Genomic DNA, 2,248 nt, shown 5'->3' on the forward strand with positions numbered 1-2,248 from the left:
GGACTAAACCGCTCGCGCGGTAGGCGCTCCGGCCACGGCTTGGTGTTTCGGGAGAGTCGCGGTTCTGCGAAGTTGACGAGCGAGGCAATCCGCCTCGTTCATCAACGGAGCTGCAACCATGGACACGACCACCCGCGCGGTCTCGCCGCTGCGCCAACGCATGCTCGAGGACATGCGCATGCGCAAGCTGGAGCCCAGGACCCAGGAAGCCTACATCCGCGCCGTTCGCAAGCTGAGCGTCTTCCTCAAGCGCTCGCCCGACACCGCCACCGTCGAGGAACTGCGCAACTTCCAGCTGCACCTGGTCGACACCGGCACCTCGCCGATCACGCTCAACGCGACGCTGACGGGCCTGAAGTTCTTCTTCGACACCACGCTGGGCCGCAGCGAGCTGATGGTGCGCATGCAGCCGGTGAAGCTGCCGCGCACGATCCCGGCCGTGCTGAGCGTGCAGGAGGCCGCGGCGCTGCTGGCCGCCACCCGCAACATCAAGCACCAGGCCGCACTGTCGGTGGCCTATGGCGCCGGTCTGCGCGCCAGCGAGGTCTGCCGCCTCAAGGTCGGCGACGTCGACAGCCAGCGCATGGCACTGCGCGTCGAGCAGGGCAAGGGCTCCAAGGATCGCTATGCGATGCTCAGCCCAGTCGTGCTGGCGCGGCTGCGCGCCTGGTGGCGGGTAGGCCGTGCCCAGGGCAAGATGCTGCCCGGCGGCTGGCTGTTCCCGGGCCTGGACCCGATGGACCCGCTAACGATCCGGCAGCTCAACCGCGCAGTGCATGACGCGGCCTCGGCCGCCGGTATCACCAAGCGCGTGACCACGCACACGCTGCGCCACTCCTTCGCCACTCACCTGCTGGAACGCAAGGTCGACATCCGCGTGATCCAGGTGCTGCTCGGCCACAAGCGGCTGGACACCACCTCGATCTACGCCCACGTGGCCACCGACCTGCTGCGCGAGGTGATCGGCCCGCTGGAGGAACGGCCACCCTCTTGAGGCAGCGGCCGTGCAGCGGCCTGCCCTGGAGGTCGCCGACATCTTCCGCGAGCACGGACCGGCGTGGCGCCAGGCGCAGCGCGGCCACCTGAGCCTGGTCCAGCTCAAGGTGATGTCGGCCATCACCCAGTGCCGCACGGCGGCGCTGGGCGGCCATGTGCTGCGCTGCGGCGGCTGCGGGACCGACCAGATCTCCTACAACTCCTGCCGCAACCGGCATTGCCCGAAGTGCCAGAGCGCGGCAGCCCAGCGCTGGCTCGATGCGCGGCAGGCCGATCTGCTGCCGGTGGAGTATTACCACGTGGTCTTCACGCTGCCGGCGCCCGTCGCCGACATCGCGTACACGAACAAGGCCGCGGTCTACGGGCTGTTGTTCGACATGGCCGCCGAGGTGCTGCAGACGATCGCTGCCGATCCCAAGCACCTGGGCGCCAGGATCGGCGCCACGCTGGTGCTGCACACATGGGGCTCGGCCATGACGCACCACCCGCATGTGCACGGCATCGTGCCCGGCGGCGGGCTCAGCGCGGACGGCAAGACCTGGTTGGCCTGCCGTCCGGGGTTCTTCCTGCCTGTGCGGGTGCTGTCCAGGTTGTTCCGGCGGCGCTTCCTGGAGGAACTGCAGCGGTTGCACGATGCGGGCAGGCTGCAGTTCTTCAGCGAACACGCGCCGCTGGCCAACGCCGAAGCCTTCAAGTCCTGGCTCGCGCTGCTGCGCCAGACCGAGTGGGTGGTCTACGCCAAGCGTCCCTTCGCCGGACCACAGGCCGTGCTGACCTACCTGTCGCGCTACACGCACCGGGTGGCGATATCGAACCGCCGGCTCGTCGCGATGGACGAGCGCGGGGTGAGCTTCAGGTGGAAGGACTACCGCGCCAGCAAGGGCAGCAAGACCAGCAAGAGCGGCAAGGGCCGCACGCGCCACACGACGATGACGCTATCCCCCGAGGAGTTCATGCGCCGCTTCTTGCTGCATGTGCTGCCCGGAGGCTTCCACCGCATCCGGCACTACGGGCTGCTGGCCAACGGTTCGCGCAAGGCCGACCTGGCGCGAGCGCGGGAGGCCTTGCATGTCGCAATGCCGCAAGACACCGCAGCCAGCAGCGCCGAGCCCGTCCACCGCGAGGCCGAAGCAAGCGCGCCGGTGTTCGTCTGCCGCCACTGCGGCAAGCCGATGCTCGTCGTGCACGCCTTGATGCGCGGCCAGGCGATTCGCGCGCCGCCATCGCCATCGCCATGAGCAGCCTCGAGATC

The 2,248-nt window shown here is 69.0% G+C and carries 2 protein-coding genes; both read left to right on the plus strand.

The window, feature by feature from the left end:
* The first annotated feature begins 118 nt into the window (after positions 1–118).
* On the plus strand, positions 119–994 hold the full coding sequence (locus ACOVRJ_RS01605) for a tyrosine-type recombinase/integrase (protein ID WP_422042162.1): 876 nt from the start codon (positions 119–121) through the stop codon (positions 992–994).
* Between the two features lie 10 nt (positions 995–1,004).
* On the plus strand, positions 1,005–2,234 hold the full coding sequence (locus tag ACOVRJ_RS01610) for an IS91 family transposase (protein ID WP_422042163.1): 1,230 nt from the start codon (positions 1,005–1,007) through the stop codon (positions 2,232–2,234).
* Positions 2,235–2,248: the final 14 nt, after the last annotated feature.

Source organism: Roseateles sp., from assembly GCF_049240545.1.
GTDB lineage: Bacteria > Pseudomonadota > Gammaproteobacteria > Burkholderiales > Burkholderiaceae_C > Paucibacter_A.

Excerpts from the sequence above, each read along its gene's own strand:
- ACOVRJ_RS01605 (WP_422042162.1), top strand. The coding sequence starts at position 119 with ATGGACACGACCACCCGCGCGGTCTCGCCGCTGCGCCAACGCATGCTC.